Annotated in this window: 24 protein-coding genes and 1 tRNA gene; 16 read left to right on the top strand and 9 right to left on the bottom strand. The window is 57.8% G+C overall.

Going from position 1 to position 21,992, the window contains the following annotated elements:
- Nucleotides 1-12 precede the first annotated feature (12 nt).
- From ACR0E2_RS09080 to ACR0E2_RS09070, 3 genes are all read right to left on the bottom strand, one after another.
- Nucleotides 13-435 (bottom strand): tellurite resistance TerB family protein, encoded by a 423-nt coding sequence (locus ACR0E2_RS09080; RefSeq protein ID WP_152459150.1) that lies wholly within the window; start codon nucleotides 433-435, stop codon nucleotides 13-15.
- A gap of 88 nt (nucleotides 436-523) precedes the next feature.
- Nucleotides 524-898, bottom strand: coding sequence for an EamA family transporter (locus tag ACR0E2_RS09075; RefSeq protein WP_480446147.1), 375 nt, complete (start codon nucleotides 896-898; stop codon nucleotides 524-526).
- Nucleotides 895-1,620: a class I SAM-dependent methyltransferase gene (locus tag ACR0E2_RS09070; RefSeq protein WP_480446146.1), complete on the bottom strand. Its 726-nt coding sequence runs from the start codon at nucleotides 1,618-1,620 to the stop codon at nucleotides 895-897. Before ACR0E2_RS09070 ends, ACR0E2_RS09075 begins: the two co-directional genes overlap by 4 nt.
- 364 nt (nucleotides 1,621-1,984) lie before the next feature.
- Here ACR0E2_RS09070 and ACR0E2_RS09065 point away from each other — a divergent pair, with 364 nt between their 5' ends.
- From ACR0E2_RS09065 to ACR0E2_RS09045, 5 genes are all read left to right on the top strand, one after another.
- Nucleotides 1,985-3,559, top strand: coding sequence for a lysine--tRNA ligase (locus ACR0E2_RS09065; protein ID WP_171329120.1), 1,575 nt, complete (start codon nucleotides 1,985-1,987; stop codon nucleotides 3,557-3,559).
- A 49-nt stretch (nucleotides 3,560-3,608) separates the two neighbouring features.
- Nucleotides 3,609-4,010, top strand: coding sequence for a DUF4864 domain-containing protein (locus tag ACR0E2_RS09060; protein ID WP_224859253.1), 402 nt, complete (start codon nucleotides 3,609-3,611; stop codon nucleotides 4,008-4,010).
- 138 nt (nucleotides 4,011-4,148) lie between these two features.
- Nucleotides 4,149-6,437: a glycosyl hydrolase family 28-related protein gene (locus ACR0E2_RS09055; protein WP_480446145.1), complete on the top strand. Its 2,289-nt coding sequence runs from the start codon at nucleotides 4,149-4,151 to the stop codon at nucleotides 6,435-6,437.
- A gap of 143 nt (nucleotides 6,438-6,580) precedes the next feature.
- Nucleotides 6,581-6,907, top strand: coding sequence for an antibiotic biosynthesis monooxygenase family protein (locus tag ACR0E2_RS09050; RefSeq protein ID WP_152459145.1), 327 nt, complete (start codon nucleotides 6,581-6,583; stop codon nucleotides 6,905-6,907).
- 65 nt (nucleotides 6,908-6,972) lie between these two features.
- Nucleotides 6,973-7,380, top strand: coding sequence for a universal stress protein (locus ACR0E2_RS09045; protein WP_152459144.1), 408 nt, complete (start codon nucleotides 6,973-6,975; stop codon nucleotides 7,378-7,380).
- 3 nt (nucleotides 7,381-7,383) lie between these two features.
- Here the strand turns inward: ACR0E2_RS09045 and ACR0E2_RS09040 are convergent, their stop codons facing one another.
- Entirely contained in the window at nucleotides 7,384-7,866 is a 483-nt protein-coding gene (locus tag ACR0E2_RS09040; protein ID WP_480446144.1) for a HugZ family pyridoxamine 5'-phosphate oxidase, read from the bottom strand.
- Nucleotides 7,867-8,009: 143 nt separating this feature from the next.
- Between ACR0E2_RS09040 and ACR0E2_RS09035 the strand changes: the two genes are divergently transcribed.
- Both ACR0E2_RS09035 and ACR0E2_RS09030 read left to right on the top strand, forming a co-directional pair.
- Nucleotides 8,010-8,432: an excalibur calcium-binding domain-containing protein gene (locus tag ACR0E2_RS09035; RefSeq protein WP_480446143.1), complete on the top strand. Its 423-nt coding sequence runs from the start codon at nucleotides 8,010-8,012 to the stop codon at nucleotides 8,430-8,432.
- A 157-nt stretch (nucleotides 8,433-8,589) separates the two neighbouring features.
- Nucleotides 8,590-8,823: a TFIIB-type zinc ribbon-containing protein gene (locus tag ACR0E2_RS09030; protein ID WP_480446191.1), complete on the top strand. Its 234-nt coding sequence runs from the start codon at nucleotides 8,590-8,592 to the stop codon at nucleotides 8,821-8,823.
- Between the two features lie 5 nt (nucleotides 8,824-8,828).
- Here the strand turns inward: ACR0E2_RS09030 and ACR0E2_RS09025 are convergent, their stop codons facing one another.
- The 5 genes from ACR0E2_RS09025 to ACR0E2_RS09005 form a co-directional block, all read right to left on the bottom strand.
- Nucleotides 8,829-9,257 carry a hypothetical protein gene (locus ACR0E2_RS09025; RefSeq protein ID WP_480446142.1) on the bottom strand — a complete coding sequence of 143 codons (429 nt, stop codon included), beginning with the start codon at nucleotides 9,255-9,257 and terminating at the stop codon, nucleotides 8,829-8,831.
- Nucleotides 9,258-9,300: 43 nt separating this feature from the next.
- Nucleotides 9,301-10,002: an ORF6N domain-containing protein gene (locus ACR0E2_RS09020; RefSeq protein ID WP_480446141.1), complete on the bottom strand. Its 702-nt coding sequence runs from the start codon at nucleotides 10,000-10,002 to the stop codon at nucleotides 9,301-9,303.
- A gap of 132 nt (nucleotides 10,003-10,134) precedes the next feature.
- Nucleotides 10,135-11,073, bottom strand: coding sequence for a type II toxin-antitoxin system death-on-curing family toxin (locus ACR0E2_RS09015; protein WP_480446140.1), 939 nt, complete (start codon nucleotides 11,071-11,073; stop codon nucleotides 10,135-10,137).
- 51 nt (nucleotides 11,074-11,124) lie between these two features.
- Nucleotides 11,125-13,311 carry an excinuclease ABC subunit UvrB gene (gene uvrB / locus ACR0E2_RS09010; protein ID WP_480446139.1) on the bottom strand — a complete coding sequence of 729 codons (2,187 nt, stop codon included), beginning with the start codon at nucleotides 13,309-13,311 and terminating at the stop codon, nucleotides 11,125-11,127.
- Between the two features lie 14 nt (nucleotides 13,312-13,325).
- A complete protein-coding gene (locus ACR0E2_RS09005) occupies nucleotides 13,326-13,583 on the bottom strand; it encodes a hypothetical protein (protein ID WP_171229095.1) in 258 nt (85 codons plus the stop codon).
- 157 nt (nucleotides 13,584-13,740) lie between these two features.
- Between ACR0E2_RS09005 and ACR0E2_RS09000 the strand changes: the two genes are divergently transcribed.
- From ACR0E2_RS09000 to iolE, 9 genes are all read left to right on the top strand, one after another.
- Entirely contained in the window at nucleotides 13,741-14,052 is a 312-nt protein-coding gene (locus tag ACR0E2_RS09000; protein WP_152459136.1) for an ETC complex I subunit, read from the top strand.
- The gene (locus tag ACR0E2_RS08995) at nucleotides 14,053-14,529 is read left to right on the top strand and encodes a GNAT family N-acetyltransferase (protein WP_480446138.1); all 477 of its coding nucleotides are present in this window, start codon (nucleotides 14,053-14,055) and stop codon (nucleotides 14,527-14,529) included.
- A 21-nt stretch (nucleotides 14,530-14,550) separates the two neighbouring features.
- Nucleotides 14,551-14,627: transfer RNA gene (locus tag ACR0E2_RS08990), tRNA-Arg, on the top strand.
- A gap of 381 nt (nucleotides 14,628-15,008) precedes the next feature.
- Nucleotides 15,009-16,022, top strand: a complete 1,014-nt coding sequence (gene iolG / locus ACR0E2_RS08985) for an inositol 2-dehydrogenase (protein WP_480446137.1) — start codon at nucleotides 15,009-15,011, stop codon at nucleotides 16,020-16,022.
- Nucleotides 16,023-16,146: 124 nt separating this feature from the next.
- Nucleotides 16,147-17,067 carry a sugar ABC transporter substrate-binding protein gene (locus ACR0E2_RS08980; RefSeq protein WP_171638033.1) on the top strand — a complete coding sequence of 307 codons (921 nt, stop codon included), beginning with the start codon at nucleotides 16,147-16,149 and terminating at the stop codon, nucleotides 17,065-17,067.
- 69 nt (nucleotides 17,068-17,136) lie between these two features.
- Nucleotides 17,137-18,243: an ABC transporter permease gene (locus ACR0E2_RS08975; protein ID WP_152459132.1), complete on the top strand. Its 1,107-nt coding sequence runs from the start codon at nucleotides 17,137-17,139 to the stop codon at nucleotides 18,241-18,243.
- Between the two features lies 1 nt (nucleotide 18,244).
- Nucleotides 18,245-19,066 (top strand): ATP-binding cassette domain-containing protein, encoded by an 822-nt coding sequence (locus ACR0E2_RS08970; RefSeq protein ID WP_480446136.1) that lies wholly within the window; start codon nucleotides 18,245-18,247, stop codon nucleotides 19,064-19,066.
- Between the two features lie 152 nt (nucleotides 19,067-19,218).
- On the top strand, nucleotides 19,219-21,051 hold the full coding sequence (gene iolD / locus ACR0E2_RS08965; protein ID WP_480446135.1) for a 3D-(3,5/4)-trihydroxycyclohexane-1,2-dione acylhydrolase (decyclizing): 1,833 nt from the start codon (nucleotides 19,219-19,221) through the stop codon (nucleotides 21,049-21,051).
- Nucleotides 21,048-21,947, top strand: a complete 900-nt coding sequence (iolE, locus tag ACR0E2_RS08960) for a myo-inosose-2 dehydratase (protein ID WP_480446134.1) — start codon at nucleotides 21,048-21,050, stop codon at nucleotides 21,945-21,947. The genes iolD and iolE overlap by 4 nt, the downstream gene beginning before the upstream one ends.
- Nucleotides 21,948-21,992 lie beyond the last annotated feature (45 nt).

The following is a 21,992-nucleotide window of genomic DNA, read 5'->3' as shown; positions in this document are numbered from 1 at the left end:
AGATTGCCAAGATCAGACCGTGTGGCGCGCGCGTGCCCCGCGTTCGATTGCGGCGGCATGCAGACGGTCGATATTCAGTTCGTACCGGATTTCTTCTAGCAGGCGCAGTTCCGTTTCGGCCAGCGAACCGTCGGCGGCTGCAACATCGCAAGCCAGCGCATAGGCCGTTTCGTTCAGACGCTCGGGCAGGTTTTCACGGATCAGGCCAAACAGCGCATCCAAACCGTCTTCCTGTTCGAACAGGTCAAAAACAATCTGTGATACACGACGGGTCCGATCGATGTCGTACCCGGCAAAGACCGGCAGCATGTTCACGGCGACCTCGATCTTGACCAGCTCGGCGGTTCGGATGTTTTCATCAGAGGCCGAGACTGCAACCATGATCGCCACAAGGCAATCTTGCGGGGACATCGGGTGGGGCACTTGCTCGGTCATGGGATGGTCCTGATTGGGGTCGTTCGAGGACGCACGATATGAGCGCAGCGGGTCAGGTTCAACACCTTGTTTCATCCATCCCGCGCGATCAGGTATTCATGACCATCATTCCGGAAATCAAAAGCGCGGCCCCCAGCCAGTAGCGCAGCCCAAGTGTTTCGCCGAAGAAGACGTGCGAGGCCAGTGGCACAAGAACGAAGCTGAGGGCCATGAAGGGGTAGGCCTGGGACAGAGTCAGATACCGCAGGACATACACCCACAGCACCGTAGCCGAGGCATAGATGGCAAAGGCTGTCAGAAGGAAAGGATCGAACAGCGCCTGGATGAGGCCCGCCAATCCGGTGGTTTCGCGCCCATCAATCCGGTTTCCTGCCAGTTTGAACAGAATCTGCCCGGCCGAGATCATAACTGGTGTGCACAGCAAACCAGCCCAGACCAGTGTCGTTGGGGCGGGTGGAGTCATCCTTGGTGCTCCGGTTCCGGTTTTTCCTCGGGGCGGTCTTCGCAATAGTAGATGTCGCGCCCCAGATCTTCGCAGACATGGATGTCCGGGCTGGGATGCACTGCGCGCAGAAAGCTGTGGGTGTAGGGGAAAAAGTTGAAATGTGGATTGAAGGTGTACCTGCTTTCGCGTTCACGCGGGACGACGATAATGACGCGCTTTCGCGCGACACGACGCAGTTCAGAGATTGCCTTACGGTAATCCAGAAGATGCTCGATCACGTGGGTGCAGATTACGGTGTCAAAGCTGTTGTCTTCGAACGGCAGTTCTTCGATCCGAGCTGCGACATAGTCGATATTGTCGATGGCAGCCGCATCATCGACGACGAAATCCACCCCTGTCAGTTGCGTGATGTCGGGCCGGGCGGCCTTTATGCGTTGCAAAAGAACTCCGGTGCCGCACCCGATATCGCAGATGCTTTGCCCGACGATATCCCTGGCTATCCGCTTGATGCAGGCTTCGGAATTGTCGGTGCCCTGATGCACGCGCGGATGATCGCGGTAGAGCTTTTCGTATTCGTCATCCGTCAGATAGGTTGCGCGTTCACGGAATTCGGCAAGGCGCGTGATATGGTCGCCCCAAACCCTGCATGCCAGCCAATGAAACGCGGCGCTGTCACGCAGGACAGGCGGCACGATATCTTCGAGTACAAAGCGTATACGGTTGGTGGTTTCGCGTCGCATCCCGTTTCCTCTGGTCCGGGGAACGCCCCCGTGTCGCCTTTGTCTAACACTGCCCGGTGAGCGTGCGAAACAACCGGGTCAAGTTTGCGCCCGCGCGCGTGTCTTTTTTGTTTCGGGGGAACAATCGGCCCACCATTGTGGCCTAAGCAACACTGGCCGGTGAAAATGCAGCGCAGATATCCCGGACAGAGTGTTTGCGGGCCAAGGAACGTTTCCCTACCTGCCCGAGGGCGACTGTTTTTTGGCGCAGTGTGTCGCGAATTGCGCCACTGCTTTATTGACTCATGCTGCACTGGCACAATAGGAGGGGCCGGTCCGGTTGCATGGGGTGACCGCGACACTTTCCCCGATGGAGCACATTGAAATGTCTGAACTGCGTGAAACCGCGATGTCGTCCAAGGCCTGGCCTTTTGAAGAGGCGCGCCGGTTGCTCAAACGCTATCAGAAGGGCGCTCCGGAAAAGGGGTATGTGCTGTTCGAAACCGGTTACGGCCCGTCTGGCTTGCCGCATATCGGAACGTTCGGCGAGGTCGCGCGGACCACGATGGTTAAGCGCGCGTTCGAGGCGCTTTCGGACATACCGACCAAGCTGATCTGTTTTTCGGACGATCTGGACGGGATGCGCAAAGTGCCTAGCAACGTGCCCAACCCGGAGGCGCTTGAAGAACATTTGCAGCGCCCGTTGACTTCGGTTCCCGATCCATTTGGCGAATACCCCAGCTTCGGCGAGCACAACAACGCGATGTTGCGCCGGTTCCTCGATACCTTCGGATTCGACTATGAGTTCTATTCTGCACGCGATTTCTATCGGTCAGGCCAGTTCGACGAGATCCTGAAGCGCGCGGTCGAGCGCTATGACGACATCATGGCCATCATGCTCAAAAGCCTTCGGGAAGAGCGCCAACAGACCTATTCGATTTTCCTGCCGATCCATCCGGAAACCGGGCGGGTTCTGTATGTGCCTATGAAGAAAGTGTGTGCAGAGACCTATACCGTCACATTCGATGACGAGGACGGCAAGGAATGGACCGTGCCCGTCACTGGCGGCAACGTGAAATTGCAATGGAAGCCTGATTTCGGGGCGCGCTGGGCAGCGCTGGGTGTCGATTTCGAGATGTACGGCAAGGAACATGCTACCAACGAAAAGATCTATGACGCGATCTGCCGTGCATTGGGCGGCCGCGCGCCCGAGCATTTTTCCTATGAACTGTTCCTGGATGAGAATGGCCAGAAGATCTCGAAATCGTCCGGCAATGGCGTGTCGATCGACGAATGGCTGACCTACGCGCCGACCGAAAGCCTGGCGTATTTCATGTATCAAAAGCCCAAAACAGCCAAGCGGATGCACTTCGACGTGATCCCGAAGGCTTATGACGAATATCATCAACAGTTGCGCGCCTATCCGGGGCAGGACCTGAAAGCTCAGCTGAACAATCCGGTCTGGCACATTCACGGTGGCGACGTTCCCGAATCGACCCTGATCGTACCGTTTGCGATGTTGCTGAACCTGGCGTCGGTTTCGGGCGCAGAAGACAAGGAGACGCTGTGGGGCTTTATTCGCCGCTATTCGCCGGAAGCAACGGCTGAAAGCCATCCCGATCTGGATCAGGCCGCGGGCTTTGCGGTTCGCTACTTCAACGATTTCGTCAAACCAACGCGCAAACATCGCGCACCCACGGATCAGGAGCGTGAGGCGCTGGAAGCGCTGAAAGCCGCGCTTGAGGCTTATGATGGCCCGACCGAGGACGAGGCGCTGCAATCTGTGGTCTATTCCATCGGGCGTGAGCGGTTCGACCCCATGCGCGGTTGGTTCACTGCGTTGTACGAAGTGCTTCTGGGTGCATCGCAGGGCCCGCGTTTTGGCGGCTTTATCGCGCTGTACGGTGTGCCTGAAACAATTGCCCTGATCGACAAGGCGCTGGCCGGAGAGCTGGTCTGATTTGACCTGATCCCGTATGGGGCTACTCTTTTTTGCAGGAGGTGGCCCCATGCGTCGATTTTTGCTTGCTGTATCCCTGAGTGTTGGGCTGGGGTCGGGCGCATTTGCGCAAAACGCAGAGATCGAAGCAAACATTTCGGCGCAGATACAGGCCTTCAAGGCGGATGATTTTGCCACGGCCTTCACCTTTGCAAGCCCCAGCATCCAGCGCCTTTTTCAAAACCCCGACAATTTCGGAGCAATGGTGCGCAATGGGTATCCGATGGTCTGGCGTCCTTCCGACATACGTTTTCTGGAGTTGCGTGAAATTGCAGGAGCCTTGTGGCAGAAGGTGATGATCACCGATGCAAACGGGCGTGTGCACATACTGGACTATCAGATGATCCCTCTGGAGGACGGTTGGAAAATCAACGGCGTCCAATTGTTGGGCAACGCTGACCCTGCGGCCTGAGGCAACACCACCGTCACGGTGATATGAACCGTGGTTAACTCTCTTTCGGTATTCAGACTGACGCGTTCGGGGCGGACCTGGACACGGGGTTTGGACGCGTCGCCAGATTGGTGCGGCGCGATTTAGAAAGGGTTTTCAATGAACAAGGCAATCACTGACGGCATCGTCTTCATGCCGCCTCAATTCGCGAATGGCCTGACCGTTTGGTCTGCGGGGGACGGAACGCCCGGCTCGCCCACATATGGCGGATCCGGCACGGGGGTTTTCGTGCCTGCGGATGCCGATTTTGGTGGTTGTCTGGAGATCCTGAAAGTCCAAACCACCCAACAGCTTCGGTATATGGGCCAGACGCCGATTTTGCCCGGTTGCTATTTGCAGATCAAAGCGCGGGTCAAGGCGATCAGCGGTCCTTTGCCGTCGGTGCGCATAGCGGCCTGGGCAGGGGGCGCAGGTGACACGCATGTGGCAGGTGTCGTGGAGCAGGGACCCGCAACACAGTTGTCGAGCTATGGAAGCGTGCACGAAGTAATGGCGATTGTCGGAACCGGCAAACGCCCGGGCGTGGACATGCCTTGGGGGCTGGCCGCCCTGTATGGCCATTTCGGTCTGGATATTGAGGGCGCGAATGGGGCGCTGGTGCGTGTCGACGACCTGGAGATTACGGATGTCACCGGTGTCTTCCTGCGTGAGATGATCAGTGTTGTGGATGTGCGCGACTATGGGGCCATCGGCGACGGTGTGACGGACGATTCAGCTGCGTTTGAAGCGGCCGATCAGGCGGCGGGTGGCCGTCGGGTTTACGTTCCGCAAGGGACTTATCATCTGGCCGAAAACACCAGTATGACCTCCGAAATGGACTTTGAAGGCACAGTTACCATGCCGGATGACAAGATGCTGTTGCTGACAAAGGATTTCCATCTGCCGGCTTACATTTCGGCTTTCGGAGACGAAGAACTGGCGTTCAAAAAAGCGTTTCAGGCCCTTCTGAACAATTCGGATCATGACTCGCTGGATTTGGGTGGTCGCAAGATTTCCGTCACCGCGCCGATCGACATGGCCGCAGCGGTTCCCAACAAGCAGAGTGGTTTTTCAACCCGTCGCGTGATCCGGAATGGTCAGTTTGACGTCAAAAGCAGTTCGGCTTGGGATACGGAAACGTTCACCTCGACTGCGACCTATGATCCGTCGGACAAAACGCGTCTGACCAATGTCGCGAATGTTGCCAACATTCCCGTCGGGTCCTACGTTGCCGGCAGCGGAGTCGGGCGTGAAATCTATGTACGGTCAAAGAACGTCGGTGCGGGTGAGATCACACTGAGCGCGCCTCTTGTGGGGGCGTCGGGGACCCAGTCTTTCACGTTCTATTCATTCAAGTACCTGCTGGATTTCAGCGGCTTCAGCACGCTTCGAAAATTCGGCATGGAGCAGATCGAATTTCAATGCAACAGCCGATGCAGCGGAATTCGCTTGGCGGCCGCCGGCAGTACATTTTCGTTGAACGACTGTTTTATTAGCCGCCCGAAAGACCGGGGGATCACGTCGACCGGAACGGGGTGCAAGGGCATGTTGATCGACAATTGCCAGTTCCTGTCAGCAGAAGAAGCCCTTGCCGTTTCGGACCGATATTCCATTGCGTTGAACACCAATTCAAACGATGTAAAGCTGCGCCACAACCGAGCCGTGCGCTTCAGACATTTCGCTGTTCTGGGCGGTGACAACAACATGATTCTGGGCAACCATGTCTTTCAGGGCGATAGCATCCCGCAAGGTGTGCGTACGGCCGGTTTGATCATGATCGGCACCTACAACAGTTCCACTATCGCCGAGAATTATGTCGACAACTGTTTCATCGAATGGACGAATGAACGCGACCCGTCGCCGACATACACGAGTGGTTTTTCGTTCAGTGCAATGAGCATCACGGACAACATCTTTTATTCCAGTCAGGCCCCGTCCTGGTTCAGTTTCATCGTCATTCGCCCCTATGGGCCCGGGCATTTTCTCAATGGCCTGGTCGTGACCGGCAACAAGTTCCGTGCCACGAGCGGTGAAATCTTTCGAGCGGAACGGGTGGATACAAGCTTTGCCGACTTGAACAAAGACAGGCACACGAACGTTACCTTCCAGAACAATACGTATCATGGCGTAACCAGGAAATCCGCAAACCCGTTGAGGGTTCGCTATACGCAGAACTCGGTGTCCAATCTTTGGCCTGTTTCGGCAAACGGGCAGTTGCCTTTCGGCGGCAAGGCACGAAGCTGCGATGGGGTTGCGACGATCGGTGTGCTTTCAGGGGTGTTCAACAACCATGTCTTCAGTGCGCCTCATGTTGAGGTCGAACAGGGGGCGACAGGCGACATTTTTCTGTTGCGTTGGCCAGAGCATGTGAAAGGTACGGCCTCGGTTCTGATGCGCATGGAACGTTAAAAGGCTGTCTGGCCACCCCGAAAAGGGTGGCCATTTCACTCTGATCTGACCGTAAATGACTGACCCGGTTTGCAAGGTCGGCAGGAAATAGGCGACGTTTCATTTTGATGTGTTAGGCTTGGGACAGAAAGTGGAGAATCCCGATGCTGAAAATCGCCAAAAACGCCAGTGTTCAAACAGTTATCACGACCTTTGAAATGACGCCCGGCACCTGTCAGGACCTTCTGGAAGCTTTGACGGATGCCTATGCCGAGTTCATTTCAAAGCAGCCAGGTTTCGTTTCCGCCGGGCTGCACGTCAATGACGCACAAACCCGAATAGCAAACTATTCGCAATGGGAACGCCGCGAAGATTTCCTTGCCATGCTGCGCACGCCTGAAATGCGCGATCGCAACCGCAAGATAAACGAACTCTGCAAAAGCTTTGAGCCGGTCATGTACGACGTCGCTGAGACATTCGGCAGTTCCTGACCTGAATCAAAGCCTGCAATTCATATCTGTTTCAAAGTTAGCCTGCAAAAATGGAGGCTCACATCATGTATCACAACATTCTGGTCCCCATCTCGTTCGATGCTGAAAGAGATACATCCGGGCCTTTGAAGCTGGCCCAGATTCTGGCCACGCCAGACGCGCAGGTGACATTGTTGCATGTGGTCGAGCATATTCCCAACTATGCAATCTCGTATATGCCGTCCGAATATCTGACAGAGGCGCGTAAGGCGATTCAGACAGAACTGGATGAACTGGCATCGCAGCTGCCGAATGCCAAGGGTTTGGTGATCGAAGGACATTCCGGCCGGACCATTCTGGATTGGGCCGAGGCGAACAAGCCCGATCTGATCATAATTGCGTCCCACCGGCCGGGGATGCAGGACCTGCTTCTGGGCTCTACCGCGTCTCATGTCGTTCGTCATGCGGGATGTGCCGTGCATGTGGTCCGCTGATGGCTAGAAATCCTGTGCGGTAAGGCGGCAGGCCTTGCCAAATCCGGCGTTCAAAAGGCCGTCCTGAATGGCGAACCGGACCAGTCCGAAATCGGCGAAATCGATATAGAGTTTCGCTTTGGGCCGTCGCGCCAAGTACCGGTCGCGCAAGTCACCATAGCCTGCCACGTCCCGGTGAACTGGCTGAGCGATCACGTGCAATGTCAGGCGCGGATGGGTCAGCGGGTCGCCCTTGTCTGCGGGCTCTCCGATCAGAAGGGCGCAGTTAGGGCAAGTGCTCAGCGCGCGCGTGTGTTCCGCAAGGGTTGAAATCAGAGAGACAGGGCAACCTGCTTCATCCGTGGCCAGCGCGATCCGCGAGACAGACGGCAACCCGGTTTCAGGGTGTAGAAAGGCCAGTGCGGCAAATTTGGCCTGAAAGAGAAGGTCTTGTGCTTGCAAGCGCGCTGCTGCGTCGGGCGTGTGATAAGGATCGGATAGGGTCACGATATCGGTTCGGCAGCAAAAAAATCGGGCAGATGACGGTTCCCTGTCATTTTAAGTGCCTGAAATGGATTGCGCCATTTGTTTTACCTCAGCGATATGGGATTGCCTCGGCTTTGCCACAAATCGACGTTACAGATCAGACAATGCTGTTCAAGAAACCCTCGCAGGATACTCCCGATCCGAAGCCGCGGCCGTCCAGACGACACCGGCGCGCAGAGGCGACGCGCAGGCACGCGCTGTCTCCGCTACGCATACTGGTCATGGTTCTGTTGTTGCCGCTGACCACCGTGCTGATCGCCACGGGTGTTTTTCTGCGCCTGTCCGAATTTGAGCGGGAAGAGGCGGTGATCCACCTGATCGCATTGGCAGGGTGTGATGCAACGCAGTCGCTGGGGGTGGGGCCGTTTTACGAGGGGCAGGCGGGTTATCACAAGCGCAATGACCCGGATGGCGACGGGGTCGCCTGTGGCGCTGCCAGCGTGCCGCAGGCAACTGCGCCGCCAGTTCACAACAATCCCGAACCGCAACAGCGGTCTCTTGGAACGGCCAAGTTCGTGCGCCCCTAACGGTTGTAATCGCGAAGTCCGGAAAACCTGCTCGGGCCGGGGCCGGTTGCTTGTGTCATCCCGCTTGACCCAAGCGAACGGGCGTCATGTCACAGAGGGATGGCAATGCAGCGGATCAACCCCATCTCATATGGATGACAAAACAGGAGATCGTATGATGCAATGCCCGATTGACGGAACTCAACTGGTCATCACGGACAGAAACGGGGTTGAAATCGACTATTGTCCGCAATGCCGAGGTGTCTGGCTGGATCGGGGCGAACTGGACAAGATCATCGAGCGGTCAACAGCGTATTCTTCGCCACAACCCGGCTACGATGACCGGGCGGATCACGGCTATCGCAAGAAAAAGAAGCGTGGCGGCTTTCTGGAAGATCTGTTCGATTTCTGACCCGGTCAGGACAGCTGAGCCCCGGCACATTCGCGGAAAATGCGAACCTGGGGCGCTGCACCGTCCAGGGGAAATTCACTCACCCTGTCCTGCGTAAACGCATAGGCGGTCAGGTTGTATTCCAGCCCGTCCAGCACGTTTCCAAATCCGGTATCGGTAACCGTCAGCATCGATGCACCGTCGGACAGAACATGATGCGGAGTGGCGATTTCGATGGGGTTCGGCCCCTCGAACCGCATCGCGAACCATGGGGTATTGGTCCAACCTTCGGTCTTGCGGGTAACGGACAGGGTATAGAGCGGTTTTGCCGGGTCATAGGTCAGGAATATCTCTGCCGTGTCCGTCATGTGTGACAGGGTGCAGATCTGGCCCACCGTTGCTTCCCACGCGGCGGCGGGTGTGCCGAGGATCAATGATAACAGGACAACGCGCATGGGGCGGAGTCTAGCGGCCGAAAGGTCCGGGGCAAGGGCTGCGTCAGCCTTTCATCGCATTCAGCAGTTCCAGCAACCCCTTGCGGTCGTCATCATCGGCATAATCGCCCGCGGCCAACCGTTCAGCGATGCGCAGGCGCAGGCGCTCGTGCTGGATGCGCACCTCTTCGCCTGCGGTTTCGGCCAGGGTCTTCATGATAACCGCCACCGCCTGCTGACGCTTGGTGGTGGGGTTGGCGATGTAGTCGACCAGGCTTTGTTGCCCGGAATCGAGGATATTTTCGGCCAGCGCCCGCAACTGCTCGCCATTCGGCAGCAGCGGGACGGGGGCGTCTTGGGGCGGCAGGATCTCGGGCGCGCTGCGCGGGGGTTCAGCCAGGGCGTTGGCGCCATCGACGAAGGCCTCGGTGATCATCCGGGTGATCTTGATCGCGCGCGGGTCCTTGAACAGGGTCGAGGCGATGGCCACGCCGTAATCGGTATAGACCCACGGATTGACCCGCCGCCCGCCGCGGCCTTTGGGCTTTGAAATCACATTCCGTGATATCAAATCCGCCACCTCGGCGTCGGTCAGTTGAAAGCGGTAGCCCTCGAACAGGTCCTTGTTGCGCGCCACCGCCTGATTGAAGGCGCTGACGGATTTTCCGTAGAACCGCGCCAGATCCTCGGCCAGCACCACACGGGTACCGCGCACCCGGTGAATGGCGCTTTGGACCTCATGCGTGGAGGGTAGGGTGTTCGTCATGGCAACCGTTTGGAATCACAATTTGTGATTTCAAACGTGGAGGAGGGGGAGGTGGGTGGCAAGGGTGGAGTGTCGGGCGCTTGGTCTCTTGAGGCACGTCGGCGTACGATGAGTATGGGCTCCTAACGCTAGCTATCGATAGGCGAGCCGCTTCAACGCGCCTTCGTAAAGCTCAATCAATATTTTCATATCGTCGACGTCCTTGAAGAAGGATTGAGAGTCTATTCCATTTTCTGGCATCAAACCCAGTGCCTCTCGAACATGACGAATCCTGCCTTTGCCCACCTGCTTGGTCCAGCCAGGAAACCCTAACACACACACACGTCTGATTTCTTTAGTCTTACGTTCTTTTCTAAAGAAAGTCCCCGGCCTTTGTGTCACCCACTCCCAGCGCATGACGTTGATTTGGTTGTTATTTGGGTTCTCCAGCCAAGCGTCATATCTTTTGAGTATCTTGTCCAATTCTCTGTACGTAATAATATACTGCTGCCGATCAATCTTGCGCGTATTTTGCCTTATCCAGTGCGAAAGAAAGCGTACCTCGGGATCCGTATCTTTCTTTTTGAGATCCCGATACCTTGGAAACTTTGAAAGCTCGTTGTTCGCCACATTCACGGTCATATCTTCCAGCGCTTTTTCGGGCACTGTGATGATTAAACCGTTCTGGTAGAGGTAGTGAACGGTACTGAGGTAAGCGGTTCTTTTGTTGGCGTCGTGAAACGGATGGTTTTGGATCAACCCGTACAAAATTGTCGCAGCTTTTTCAGGAATAGTATTCCATTTTACTTCTCCGTTGAAGCCAACGAACTGCCTACTCAATGCAGACATCAACAATCCAATACTTTTGGGTCCAAAGCCTCCGACCCCTTCGCCTTCTCCCTGTTTCAAGAAGAAGTCGACAATCGAAAAATGAGCTTTTAGAACAGCTGATGGGCTTAAGTCACTCTGCCCAATATTTTCTTCAAATTCAGAAACTTCTTCAATTGCTCGATCGTATAAGAAGTGCAGCTCAGGTAGTAGTTCGTCTTTAAAGTCTAACAACGTTATCTTCTCATTTTCTTGAGCGGCCACTAACCTATTTCCCCCTCAGGTTGTCAATCCCCGCAAGAATTAGTTTGGAAACTACCGCTTCCGTCGCTTCACATTCCCACCCCGTTGCCCCGGTCGTCCAGCCGTAGACCGCCCGCGCGACTTCACCGCGGCTTCGGAGGCTTTCTCGACCGCCCATTGGCGCGCCATCGGGTCGTCGGCGACGGCCAGGTCGACCGCTTCCAGACGTTTGATCTCATCCCGGATGTTCGCGGCCTCTTCGAACTCTAGGTTCTCGGCCGCCTTGCGCATCTTCTCGCGCAGCCCGTCCAGATGGGCCTCGAGGTTGGCGCCGTGCATCGGCTTGTCGATGGTGGCGGTGACGCGGTTCATGTCGACGTCGCCTTCGTAGAGACCGGCCAGAACGTCCTCGACATTCTTCTTCACCGTCTCGGGGGTGATGCCGTGTTCCTCGTTATAGGCGATCTGCTTGGCGCGGCGGCGGTTGGTTTCCTCCAGCGCGCGCTCCATCGAACCGGTGATCTTGTCGGCATACATGATCACGCGGCCCTCGGCGTTGCGCGCGGCGCGGCCGATGGTCTGGATCAGCGAGGTCTCGGACCGCAGGAAGCCCTCTTTATCCGCGTCCAGAATGGCGACCAGCCCGCATTCGGGGATGTCGAGCCCCTCGCGCAGCAGGTTGATGCCCACCAGCACGTCGAATGCGCCCAGCCGCAGGTCGCGCAGGATCTCTATCCGTTCCAGCGTGTCGATGTCCGAGTGCATGTAGCGGACCTTGATGCCCTGTTCGTGCATGTATTCGGTCAGGTCTTCGGCCATGCGTTTGGTCAGTGTGGTGACCAGCGTGCGATAGCCCTTGGCGGCGACCTTGCGCACCTCGTCCAGCAGGTCGTCCACTTGCATCTCGACGGGGCGAATTTCGACTTCGGGGTCCAAAAGGCCCGTGGGGCGGATCACCTGTTCGGTGAAAACACCGCCGGTCTGTTCGATCTCCCACTTCGCCGGGGTGGCGCTGACGAAGACGGATTGCGGGCGCATGGCGTCCCATTCCTCGAACTTCAAAGGCCGGTTGTCCATGCAGGACGGCAGACGGAACCCGTGTTCGGCCAGCGTGAACTTGCGGCGATAGTCGCCCCGATACATGCCGCCGATTTGCGGGACGCTGACGTGGCTTTCATCGGCAAAGACGATGGCATTGTCGGGGATGAATTCGAACAGGGTCGGGGGCGGCTCGCCCGGCGCGCGGCCGGTCAGATAGCGCGAGTAGTTCTCGATCCCGTTGCAGACGCCGGTGGCCTCGAGCATCTCCAGATCGAAATTGGTGCGCTGCTCCAGCCGCTGCGCCTCGAGCAGCTTGCCTTCGCCCACCAGTTGATCCAGCCGCTGGCGCAGTTCCTTTTTGATGCCGATGATGGCCTGCTGCATCGTCGGTTTCGGCGTGACATAGTGCGAGTTCGCATAGACGCGCACCTGTTCCATCGTCGCGGCGCGCTCGCCGGTCAGCGGGTCGAATTCGGTGATGCTTTCCAGTTCCTCACCGAAGAACGAGAATTTCCAGGCGCGGTCCTCAAGGTGGGCGGGCCAGATTTCAAGGCTGTCGCCCCGCACCCGGAATGACCCGCGCTGAAATGCCTGATCGTTGCGGCGGTATTGCTGGGCCACCAGATCGGCCATCACCTGCCGCTGCTCGTATTCGTGCCCGACCTTCAGATCCTGTGTCATCGCCCCGTAGGTCTCGACCGAGCCGATGCCATAGATGCACGAGACCGAGGCGACGATGATCACGTCGTCACGTTCCAGCAGCGCCCGCGTGGCCGAGTGGCGCATCCGGTCGATCTGTTCGTTGATCTGCGATTCCTTCTCGATATACGTGTCAGATCGCGCGACATAGGCCTCGGGCTGGTAGTAGTCGTAGTAGGAGACGAAATATTCGACCGCGTTTTCCGGGAAAAACCCCTTGAACTCACCATATAGCTGCGCCGCCAATGTCTTGTTGGGGGCGAGGATGATGGCCGGGCGCTGGGTTTCCTCGATCACCTTGGCCATGGTGAAGGTTTTGCCCGTACCGGTCGCCCCCAACAGAACCTGATCGCGCTCTCCATCCAGAATGCCGCTTGCAAGTTCCTTGATTGCGGTTGGCTGGTCTCCTGCGGGGGCGAACTCCGTATGCATGACAAACCGTTTGCCGCCTTCCAGTTTCAGGCGGGCCCGAACATCTTCGGTTGTCATTTGGGTCTTGTCGGAATGGGCGTATGGCATGGGCAGGCTCCGGATCAGGCCCTTACATTTGTTCTTATTTTGTCCAACTGCAAGGGCTGATCCGGTACAAATCCCCAAGTTTCAACACTGGGCAGATACGCATCCGGATTGTGATCCGAGCCAACCTTGCCGGCCAACGCGGCAAGCTCGCCTTCGAGAGCCTTCGTCATCATCGGTTGGCCGGCGATCACGGCATGGGCTTCGGTCGAGGGCATCGCCCGGTTGTGTCCGGGGTTCGCGTCGACGCCCAGAATGCACTCACGATGGATCATCCGCTTATCCTTCGGCTGATTTGTCGAAGATCATAGTTGGCCCTGATGACAGTTTCTGTCATTGGCTTGCGTCGACAATCCGCGACAATTGTTATCTTGTCCCGGGCTGCGCTCTGACGCATAAACAGGTCCAGCCAAGTGAGTACGGAGAGGCGACATGCGCGCACGGATTTACCAGCCTGCAAGGAATGCGATGACTTCAGGGATGGCCAAGACACGCAAGTGGGTTCTGGAATATGCTCCCGCTTCGGCACGTGAGGTTGATCCGCTGATGGGCTGGACATCATCCAATGATACGCAAACCCAGATACGCCTGAAATTCGACACCAAGAAAGAGGCGATGGATTATGCCAGGGACAATGGCATCGATGCGCAAGTCAGCGAGCCGCACAAGCGCAAACCCAACCTGCGCGCACGCGGCTACGGAGAAAACTTCGCCACTGACCGCCGTGGCCCCTGGACTCACTGAATGATCGAAATTCGCGAGGCCGACCCGACCTCGGACGTGTTGCGCCCGATTGTGGAAGCTCATTTCGCTCACAGCGAATCGGCCGGCCCTGCGGAAAGCAACCATACGATGAGCGCAGAAACATTGGCCGGACCGGGCATTCGATTCTGTGCGATTTACGACGATCAGCAGGCGTTGGGCTGCGGCGCCTTGAAGCTGTTGCCCGATGGCACGGCCGAGGTGAAGTCGGTGCATATCCTCGCACAGGAACGGGGGCGCGGACTGGCGCGTGTCATAATGACTCATCTGGCCGATCTGGCGCGCGCAGAAGGCGTCGAAGCTTTGGTTTTGGAAACCGGGGCAGAGCATCTTCCAGAGTATGATGCCGCCCGCAAGCTCTACGAAGCGTTGGGCTATTCCTATTGCGGACCGATCTTTGGGTACAGTGACGATCCGAACAGCGCATTCATGCGCTTGGCTCTTGAACCCCGCTCGTAAAAACCGCAAGAAGGGTGCAGCGGTCCCTTAGCTCAACTGGATAGAGCAGCTGACTTCTAATCAGCAGGTTGAGGGTTCGAGTCCTTCAGGGATCGCCATTCTCGAAATTCGATTTCGATGAACACGTCAGGCCGCAATGCGGGCTGTTTCTTCGCGGTTGTTGGGTAAGGTATGAAGGGCTGGACGAGGGGGTCATGCCAGCCCTTCTAAGGGGTCACAGAGTGGTAGTGTGTGTTCCTTAACCAAACATTAACCTGATTCACCATGTTCCGAAATTGGGGGATTCCCGTAGGACGGCGAATGCGCGGATTTCAGCGTGTGAGTTGCAGCTGGCGGATCGGGATCCGGGACCATATCGCGATTTCTTCAGCGTGATTTGGTGCCTGGGCCGTAAAAGCGCCAAGGTTGTGAAAAAAATATTGCAACCGGTTGCAAATAGAATCATTGTTGCGCGCAACAACAAGATTCGGGAGATCTGTATGTTGAACGTCGGATTGTTGGGTGCCGGGCGCATAGGGCGTGTTCATGCGCAGGCGATTGCATCGCATCCGGGCAGCAAACTCATTGCTGTTTCCGATGCCTTGCCCGAGGCTGCGGCCAGCCTTGCCAGCGATCATGGGGCAGCGGCGCGCAGTTCCGACGAGATCATTGCGGATCCGGAAATTGGCGCGGTTCTGATTGCAACTCCAACAGATACGCATTCTGACCTGATTGAAGCAGCGACAGGCGCAGGAAAAGCCGTTCTGTGTGAAAAGCCCGTTGATTTGGACCTGAAGCGCGCCTCGGATTGTCTGAATACCGTCGCGGAACGCGGCAAGCCGGTCATGATAGGGTTCAATCGGCGATTTGATCCCAATTTTGCGACCTTGAAGGCGGGGTTGGATGCGGGTGAGATCGGCAAGGCAGAGCTCTTGTCGATCACCTCGTTTGACCCGGCGCCACCACCGGTCAGCTACGTAAAGGTGTCTGGCGGCTTGTTTCGGGACATGATGATCCATGATTTTGACATGGCGAACTTCCTGATGGGGGACGTTCCCGAAACAATCTCGGCGGTTGGGTCTTCGCTTGTGGATGCTGAAATCGGCGCCGCGGGTGATGTGGATACAGCGGCAGTTACAATGACTTACGCGGATGGCCGCATCGCGGTCATCAAGAATTCGCGGCGCGCGGCCTATGGCTATGACCAGCGGGTCGAACTGCTGGGGTCCGAGGGGTTGCTACAGGCTCAGAACATGCTGGAAAACACTGTCGTCAAGTCAACCGCGGACGGCGTCGTGGGTGCCAAGCCGACCTATTTCTTCCTGGAACGCTACATGCCTGCATACCGCGTGGAATGGGCCGCATTTGTCGACGCTGTTGAAAGTGGGTCCGAAGTTCCGGTCACGCTGAAGGACGGTGTTGCAGCGCTGGCGATGGCCGAGGCCGCAACCCTGTCGGCGCGGGCAGGAAAACCGGTACGGGTGGAAGAAATTTTGAAACCGGTTGCAAAATGATCGAAATTCTTCAAACTAACATCAGCTCGGCCCAGCGCCGCAGCCACTGAGATTCGGCACAGCCGGATGATCGGGGCTGGTACCCCGACAGAAGATCAGACTGAACCATTGGGAGGAAACTGAAATGAAGAAATTCGTTAAAGGCGCGCTTGCTGCGGGGGCACTGGCCTTGGCCACACCTGCTTTTGCGCAGGAAATCGTGGTCGTGTCGCATGGCCAGGCCAATGACGCATTCTGGAACGTCGTGAAGAACGGCGTTGAGCAGGCCGGAAAAGATGTCGGTGTCAACGTGGAATATCGTGCACCTGAAACCTTTGACATGGTTGCCATGTCGCAGCTGATCGACGCCGCCGTGAACCAGGAGCCCGACGGGCTGATCGTCTCGATCCCGGATGCCGACGCGCTTGGCCCCTCGATCGAACGTGCGGTTGCCGCCGGTATCCCGGTGATCTCGATCAACTCGGGTGCGGAAGTGGCCAAGGAACTGGGTGCTTTGCTGCATGTGGGTCAGGACGAATATGATGCGGGCAAGGCGGCTGGTGAAAAGCTGGCCTCGATGGGTGGAACCAATGCGATCTGTGTCAACCACGAGGTCGGCAACGTATCACTTGACCTGCGCTGTGAAGGCTTCACCGAAGGGTTCGGCGGTAAAGTAACCGTTCTGCCGACCTCGAACGATCCGTCCGAGATCGAGTCCAAAGTTGCCGCCGCGCTGGCCGCTGACGAAAGCGTCGATACCGTTATGGCGCTGGGCGCAAGCTCGGCCGGCGAGCCTTCGGTCGCTGCGGCCAAAGCCTCGGGGCGGGATTTGAATGTTGCCTCTTTCGACCTGTCGGCCAACTTCCTCCAGTCAATCGTGGATGGTGACGCGGCCTTTGCCATCGACCAGCAGCAGTACCTTCAGGGCTACCTGTCGGTGAACTTCATGGGTCTGCACGCCAAATACGGCCTGATGCCGGGCGGCGACGTGCCTTCGGGTCCAAACCTGATCACGCAGGACAAGGCCGCACAGGTCATCGAACTGTCCGCGCAAGGTATCCGCTGATTTCGGCGCGGCTCGACAAACAACAGGATCGGCGCCAACGCGCCGGTCTCACCGAATTGGGAGGAAACCATGAGTGAATCAGCGCCCGTCCTGTCGGACGAAAGGGTCAAGAAAGAACCATTCCTGACCAAACTGATGAAAAGACCCGAGCTGGGCGCCATTGCAGGCGCGGTTCTGGTATTCGTGTTCTTTGCGATTACCGCAGATGAATCGATGTTCACTCTGGCCGGTGTCATGAACTTCATGACCCCCGCGGCACAGTTGGGTATCCTGGCGATCGGTGCGGCACTGCTGATGATCGGTGGAGAGTTCGACCTGTCGATTGGATCGATGGTCGCGTTCTCGGGGCTGTTTTTCGGCGTCTGCGTCGTGACCTGGCAATTGCCGCTGATCTTTGCCATCCCGATGACATTCGTATTTGCGGCCTGTGTCGGTGCGATTAACGGCAACATCGTGATCCGCTCGGGCCTGCCTTCGTTCATTGTAACGCTGGCGTTTCTGTTCATCCTTCGTGGCCTGTCACTGGTGGGTCTGAAAATGGCGACAGGCGGTTCGACCCAGTTGCGCGGTGTGCGCGACGCGGTCGAAAACGACTGGCTGGCCCCGTTCTTTTCGGGCGAAGCATTCGGCAGCCTGTTCGCATGGCTGGCCGCCAACGGCATGATCGATACATTCAAAAGCGGCGCGCCCAAGGTCCCGGGAATTCCGGTCGAAATCCTGTGGTTCATCGTCATTACACTGGCGGCAACCTACGTGCTGCTGCGCACCCCGGTGGGGAACTGGATTTTCGCCTCGGGTGGGGACAGCACGGCTGCATCCAATTCAGGTGTTCCGGTGAATCGCGTCAAGGTTTCACTGTTCATGCTGACGGCCTGCTGCGCCGCCCTTGTGGCGATCATTACCGTCATGGACGCGGGCTCGACCGATGCGCGGCGGGGGTTCCAGAAAGAATTCGAGGCGATCATCGCTGCGGTGATCGGCGGCTGCCTGCTGACCGGCGGGTACGGCTCGGCCATCGGGGCTTTCTTCGGCTCGATCATCTTTGGAATGGTCGTCATCGGACTGACCTATACCGACTTTGATCAGGATTGGTTCCAGGTCTTCCTGGGGGCCATGCTGTTGATTGCCGTTCTGTTCAACAACGCGATCCGCAAGCGCGTAACCGGGGAGCGCTGATATGACCGAAGACACCAAGTTCCACCATGGCGATGCCGTCGACGATCAGGCGCCCATCGTTCAGATGAAAGACATCGAAAAGCACTTTGGCAATATCATCGCGCTTGCTGGCGTCAGCTTTGACGTCAAGCCCGGGGAATGCCATTGCCTGCTGGGCGACAACGGCGCGGGCAAGTCCACCTTCATCAAGACCATGTCCGGGGTGCACAAACCCACCAAGGGCGAGATTTTGTTCGAAGGTCAGCCGCTGCATTTCGACACGCCGCGTGACGCGATGGAAGCGGGCATCGCGACCGTGTTTCAGGATCTTGCGATGATCCCGCTGATGAGCGTAACGCGCAATTTCTTCATGGGGCGCGAACCCACCAAGGGCAAAGGGTTGTTCAAGCGGTTCGATGTGGATCATGCAAACGAAGTCTGCATGGAAGAGATGCGCAAGATGGGCATCAATCTGCGCGCGCCGGATCAGGCGGTTGGGACATTGTCCGGCGGCGAACGTCAGACGGTGGCCATCGCGCGGGCGGTGTATTTCGGTGCCAAGATCCTGATCCTCGACGAACCGACCTCGGCGCTTGGTGTGCGTCAGACGTCGAATGTTCTTGCCACGATCGACCGGGTGCGCAGCCAGGGTGTCGGCGTGGTTTTCATCAGCCACAACGTGCGCCATGCGCTGGCGGTGGGTGATCGTTTTACCGTACTGAACCGCGGCAAAACTCTGGGCACTGCCAAACGCGGTGAAATCACACCCGAAGAGTTGCAGGACCTGATGGCCGGCGGTCAGGAAATGGCCGAGCTTGAGGGATCGCTGGGCGGTACTGTCTAAAGCAAAACGCTCGGATGCCCTCACGGGGGCATCCATCGGGCGGTGGCACCTGACGCCACTCTGATTTCAGGCTCTGACAAAAGGCCTGACACCTTCGAAAATGAGAAAACCCGCGGACCGCCGATGGCGGCTCCGAGTTGAAAGGGATCATGATGAGCAAAACAGTCCGATTGACCGCGGCGCAGGCTCTGGTGCGCTATCTCGGGGCGCAGATGAACGAGGCCGGAGAGCCGTTCATCGCAGGTGTGTGGGCGATCTTCGGCCATGGCAACGTGGCAGGTCTGGGCGAGGCGCTGCATGGGGTGAAAGACCGTCTTCCCACCTATCGCGGTCACAACGAACAGACCATGGCACACAGCGCGATTGCTTATGCCAAGCAGTTGGGCCGGCGGCGCGCCATGGCGGTGACGTCATCAATCGGACCGGGGGCCACCAACATGGTTACGGCCGCTGCTCTGGCCCACGTGAACCGTCTGCCTGTTCTGTTGCTGCCCGGCGATGTATTTGCGACGCGTGGCCCCGATCCGGTTTTGCAGCAACCCGAAGTGTTCTCGGATGGAACCATCAGTGCGAATGATTGTTTCAGATCGGTCAGCCGGTATTTCGACCGCATCACCCGCCCGGAACATCTGCTGACGGCTCTGCCGCGCGCCTTCCGCACGATGACGGACCCGGCGGATTGCGGCCCGGCGACGCTGGCCTTTTGTCAGGATGTGCAGGCCGAAGCATATGACTATCCCGAAAGCTTCTTTGAGCCACGCGTTTGGTATCAGCGCCGCATTCGCCCGGATGAGGGGGAACTGGCGCGCGCCGTCGCCGCGATCAAGGCCGCCAAGCGCCCCGTTATCGTTGCTGGCGGAGGTGTGCATTATTCGGACGCAACCGCCACATTGCAGCGTTTTGCCGAGGCACACAATGTCCCCGTGGCCGAGACACAGGCCGGCAAGTCCGCATTGGCCTGGGATCATCCGCTCAACCTTGGCCCTGTTGGTGTGACCGGGGGCGAACCTGCCAACGACATCTGCGCAAAGGCGGATCTTGTGCTGGGCGTCGGCACCCGGTTTCAGGACTTCACCACCGGGTCATGGGGTTTGTTCGCGAACCCCGAGCGCGAGTTGATTAGCTTGAACACTGCCGCCTATGACGCCGAAAAGCACGGAGCGATGCCGTTGCAGGCCGACGCTCGGGTTGGTCTGGATGAGCTCAGAGAAGCGCTGGGCGGCCATCGCGCGCCGGATCTGCCTGCGGCATTGAAATCTGATTGGTTTGGCAAAGTTGATGCGCTGACGGATGCCCCGACGGACAGCAATGCGCTGCCCACGGATATGCAGGTGATCGGCGCCGTGCAGCGGGCCGCCAAGGAAAACACTGTTGCGATGTGCGCTGCCGGCACGATGCCGGGTGAGCTGCACAAGCTTTGGAAGGCACCACGCCCCGGTGCCTATCACATGGAATATGGTTTCAGCTGCATGGGGTACGAGATCGCTGGTGCCATGGGCATCAAGATGGCCCAGCCCGACCGCGACGTGATCTGCTTTACCGGTGATGGCACTTATATGATGGCCAACTCGGAAATGGCGACGGCGGCGATGATGGGGATTTCGTTCACCGTTGTCGTCACGGACAACCGCGGGTTTGGTTGCATCAACCGTCTGCAAATGGGGACAGGCGGGGCCGAGTTCAACAACCTTCTCGACCACACTGTGCATGAGACAAAATCAGCCATCGATTTTGCCGCCCATGCGGCAGCGATGGGGGCGACTTCGGTCAAGGTCAGTTCGATTGCCGAACTTGAAGACGCGCTGGCCAAACGCGATGAGGTCAAAGGCCCCTATGTCGTGGTGATCGACACCGATCCCTACCCATCGACCGAATATGGCGGAACCTGGTGGGAAGTGGCGGTGCCCGAGGTCAGCACCCGCCCCGAAGTGAATGAAAAGCGCGCGGCCTATGAAGCCGCCATCAAGGAAAGAAACACGAAATGAGCGTGAAGATCGGCATCTCTCCGATTGCCTGGCAGAATGACGACCTGCCGGACCTGACCGCAGCTTACACGATGGAGCAGGCGCTGAAAGAAGCGCGCGAGATCGGCTATACAGGTGTCGAACGAGGCCAGAGGATGCCCGCCGACACCGAAGGGTTGCGGGCCTATCTGGACGCAAATGACATCGCGCTGTGCGGGGGGTGGTGCTCGGGCAGCACGCTGGTCAACGACCTGCACGCCGAGATCGCCGTGGTGCGTGAACAGGTCGAACAATTCGTTGCGCTGAACAGCCCGTGCATCGTCTATGCCGAATGTTCCAATACCGTCCAGGGACAGATCGGAACGCCTGTCAATGATCGCCCCAAACTGTCGCGGGATGAGGTTCTGGCCTATGCGGGCAGGCTGACCGAACTTGCCAAGTGGATGGCAGATCAGGGCATGCCCATGGCCTATCACCATCACATGGGCACGATCATCGAAAGCGAAGATGAGGTGAACTGGCTGATGGAGGGGTCAGGCCCCGAATTGAGCCTGTGTTTCGATACGGGCCATCTGCTGTTTGGTGGCGGCGATGTGATGGCCACGCTGAACCGTTGGGGCGATCGGGTGCATCACGTGCATTTCAAGGATATCCGCCCTGAAATCGTACAGGACACGCGTGAGAACAATCGCAGTTTTCTGGATGCGGTGATCGCGGGCGCGTTCACCGTGCCGGGTGACGGTTGCATCGACTTTCAGGCCGTGGCCGATGCACTGAAAGCAATGGATTACAACGGCTGGATCGTGGTCGAGGCAGAGCAGGACCCGGCCAAGGCGCCGCCCTATGAGTACTCGAAAATGGGCTATGACCACATCGTCCAGGTCTGCGGTCAGGCAGGATTGGAGATCAAAGCGTAACAACCCGCCCTTCGGGGCAACACCGAAGCCATGAAAGAGGAGAAA

This window comes from Ruegeria sp. A4 (genome assembly GCF_056543025.1).
This window is presented reverse-complemented; position numbering and strand designations above follow the sequence as displayed.

Excerpts from the sequence above, each read along its gene's own strand:
- ACR0E2_RS09080 (WP_152459150.1), bottom strand. The coding sequence starts at position 435 with ATGACCGAGCAAGTGCCCCACCCGATGTCCCCGCAAGATTGCCTTGTG.
- ACR0E2_RS09075 (WP_480446147.1), bottom strand. The coding sequence starts at position 898 with ATGACTCCACCCGCCCCAACGACACTGGTCTGGGCTGGTTTGCTGTGC.
- ACR0E2_RS09070 (WP_480446146.1), bottom strand. The coding sequence starts at position 1,620 with ATGCGACGCGAAACCACCAACCGTATACGCTTTGTACTCGAAGATATC.
- ACR0E2_RS09065 (WP_171329120.1), top strand. The coding sequence starts at position 1,985 with ATGTCTGAACTGCGTGAAACCGCGATGTCGTCCAAGGCCTGGCCTTTT.
- ACR0E2_RS09060 (WP_224859253.1), top strand. The coding sequence starts at position 3,609 with ATGCGTCGATTTTTGCTTGCTGTATCCCTGAGTGTTGGGCTGGGGTCG.
- ACR0E2_RS09055 (WP_480446145.1), top strand. The coding sequence starts at position 4,149 with ATGAACAAGGCAATCACTGACGGCATCGTCTTCATGCCGCCTCAATTC.
- ACR0E2_RS09050 (WP_152459145.1), top strand. The coding sequence starts at position 6,581 with ATGCTGAAAATCGCCAAAAACGCCAGTGTTCAAACAGTTATCACGACC.
- ACR0E2_RS09045 (WP_152459144.1), top strand. The coding sequence starts at position 6,973 with ATGTATCACAACATTCTGGTCCCCATCTCGTTCGATGCTGAAAGAGAT.
- ACR0E2_RS09035 (WP_480446143.1), top strand. The coding sequence starts at position 8,010 with ATGCTGTTCAAGAAACCCTCGCAGGATACTCCCGATCCGAAGCCGCGG.
- ACR0E2_RS09030 (WP_480446191.1), top strand. The coding sequence starts at position 8,590 with ATGCAATGCCCGATTGACGGAACTCAACTGGTCATCACGGACAGAAAC.
- ACR0E2_RS09025 (WP_480446142.1), bottom strand. The coding sequence starts at position 9,257 with ATGCGCGTTGTCCTGTTATCATTGATCCTCGGCACACCCGCCGCCGCG.
- ACR0E2_RS09020 (WP_480446141.1), bottom strand. The coding sequence starts at position 10,002 with ATGACGAACACCCTACCCTCCACGCATGAGGTCCAAAGCGCCATTCAC.
- uvrB (WP_480446139.1), bottom strand. The coding sequence starts at position 13,311 with ATGCCATACGCCCATTCCGACAAGACCCAAATGACAACCGAAGATGTT.
- ACR0E2_RS09005 (WP_171229095.1), bottom strand. The coding sequence starts at position 13,583 with ATGATCCATCGTGAGTGCATTCTGGGCGTCGACGCGAACCCCGGACAC.
- ACR0E2_RS09000 (WP_152459136.1), top strand. The coding sequence starts at position 13,741 with ATGCGCGCACGGATTTACCAGCCTGCAAGGAATGCGATGACTTCAGGG.
- ACR0E2_RS08995 (WP_480446138.1), top strand. The coding sequence starts at position 14,053 with ATGATCGAAATTCGCGAGGCCGACCCGACCTCGGACGTGTTGCGCCCG.
- iolG (WP_480446137.1), top strand. The coding sequence starts at position 15,009 with ATGTTGAACGTCGGATTGTTGGGTGCCGGGCGCATAGGGCGTGTTCAT.
- ACR0E2_RS08980 (WP_171638033.1), top strand. The coding sequence starts at position 16,147 with ATGAAGAAATTCGTTAAAGGCGCGCTTGCTGCGGGGGCACTGGCCTTG.
- ACR0E2_RS08975 (WP_152459132.1), top strand. The coding sequence starts at position 17,137 with ATGAGTGAATCAGCGCCCGTCCTGTCGGACGAAAGGGTCAAGAAAGAA.
- ACR0E2_RS08970 (WP_480446136.1), top strand. The coding sequence starts at position 18,245 with ATGACCGAAGACACCAAGTTCCACCATGGCGATGCCGTCGACGATCAG.
- iolD (WP_480446135.1), top strand. The coding sequence starts at position 19,219 with ATGAGCAAAACAGTCCGATTGACCGCGGCGCAGGCTCTGGTGCGCTAT.
- iolE (WP_480446134.1), top strand. The coding sequence starts at position 21,048 with ATGAGCGTGAAGATCGGCATCTCTCCGATTGCCTGGCAGAATGACGAC.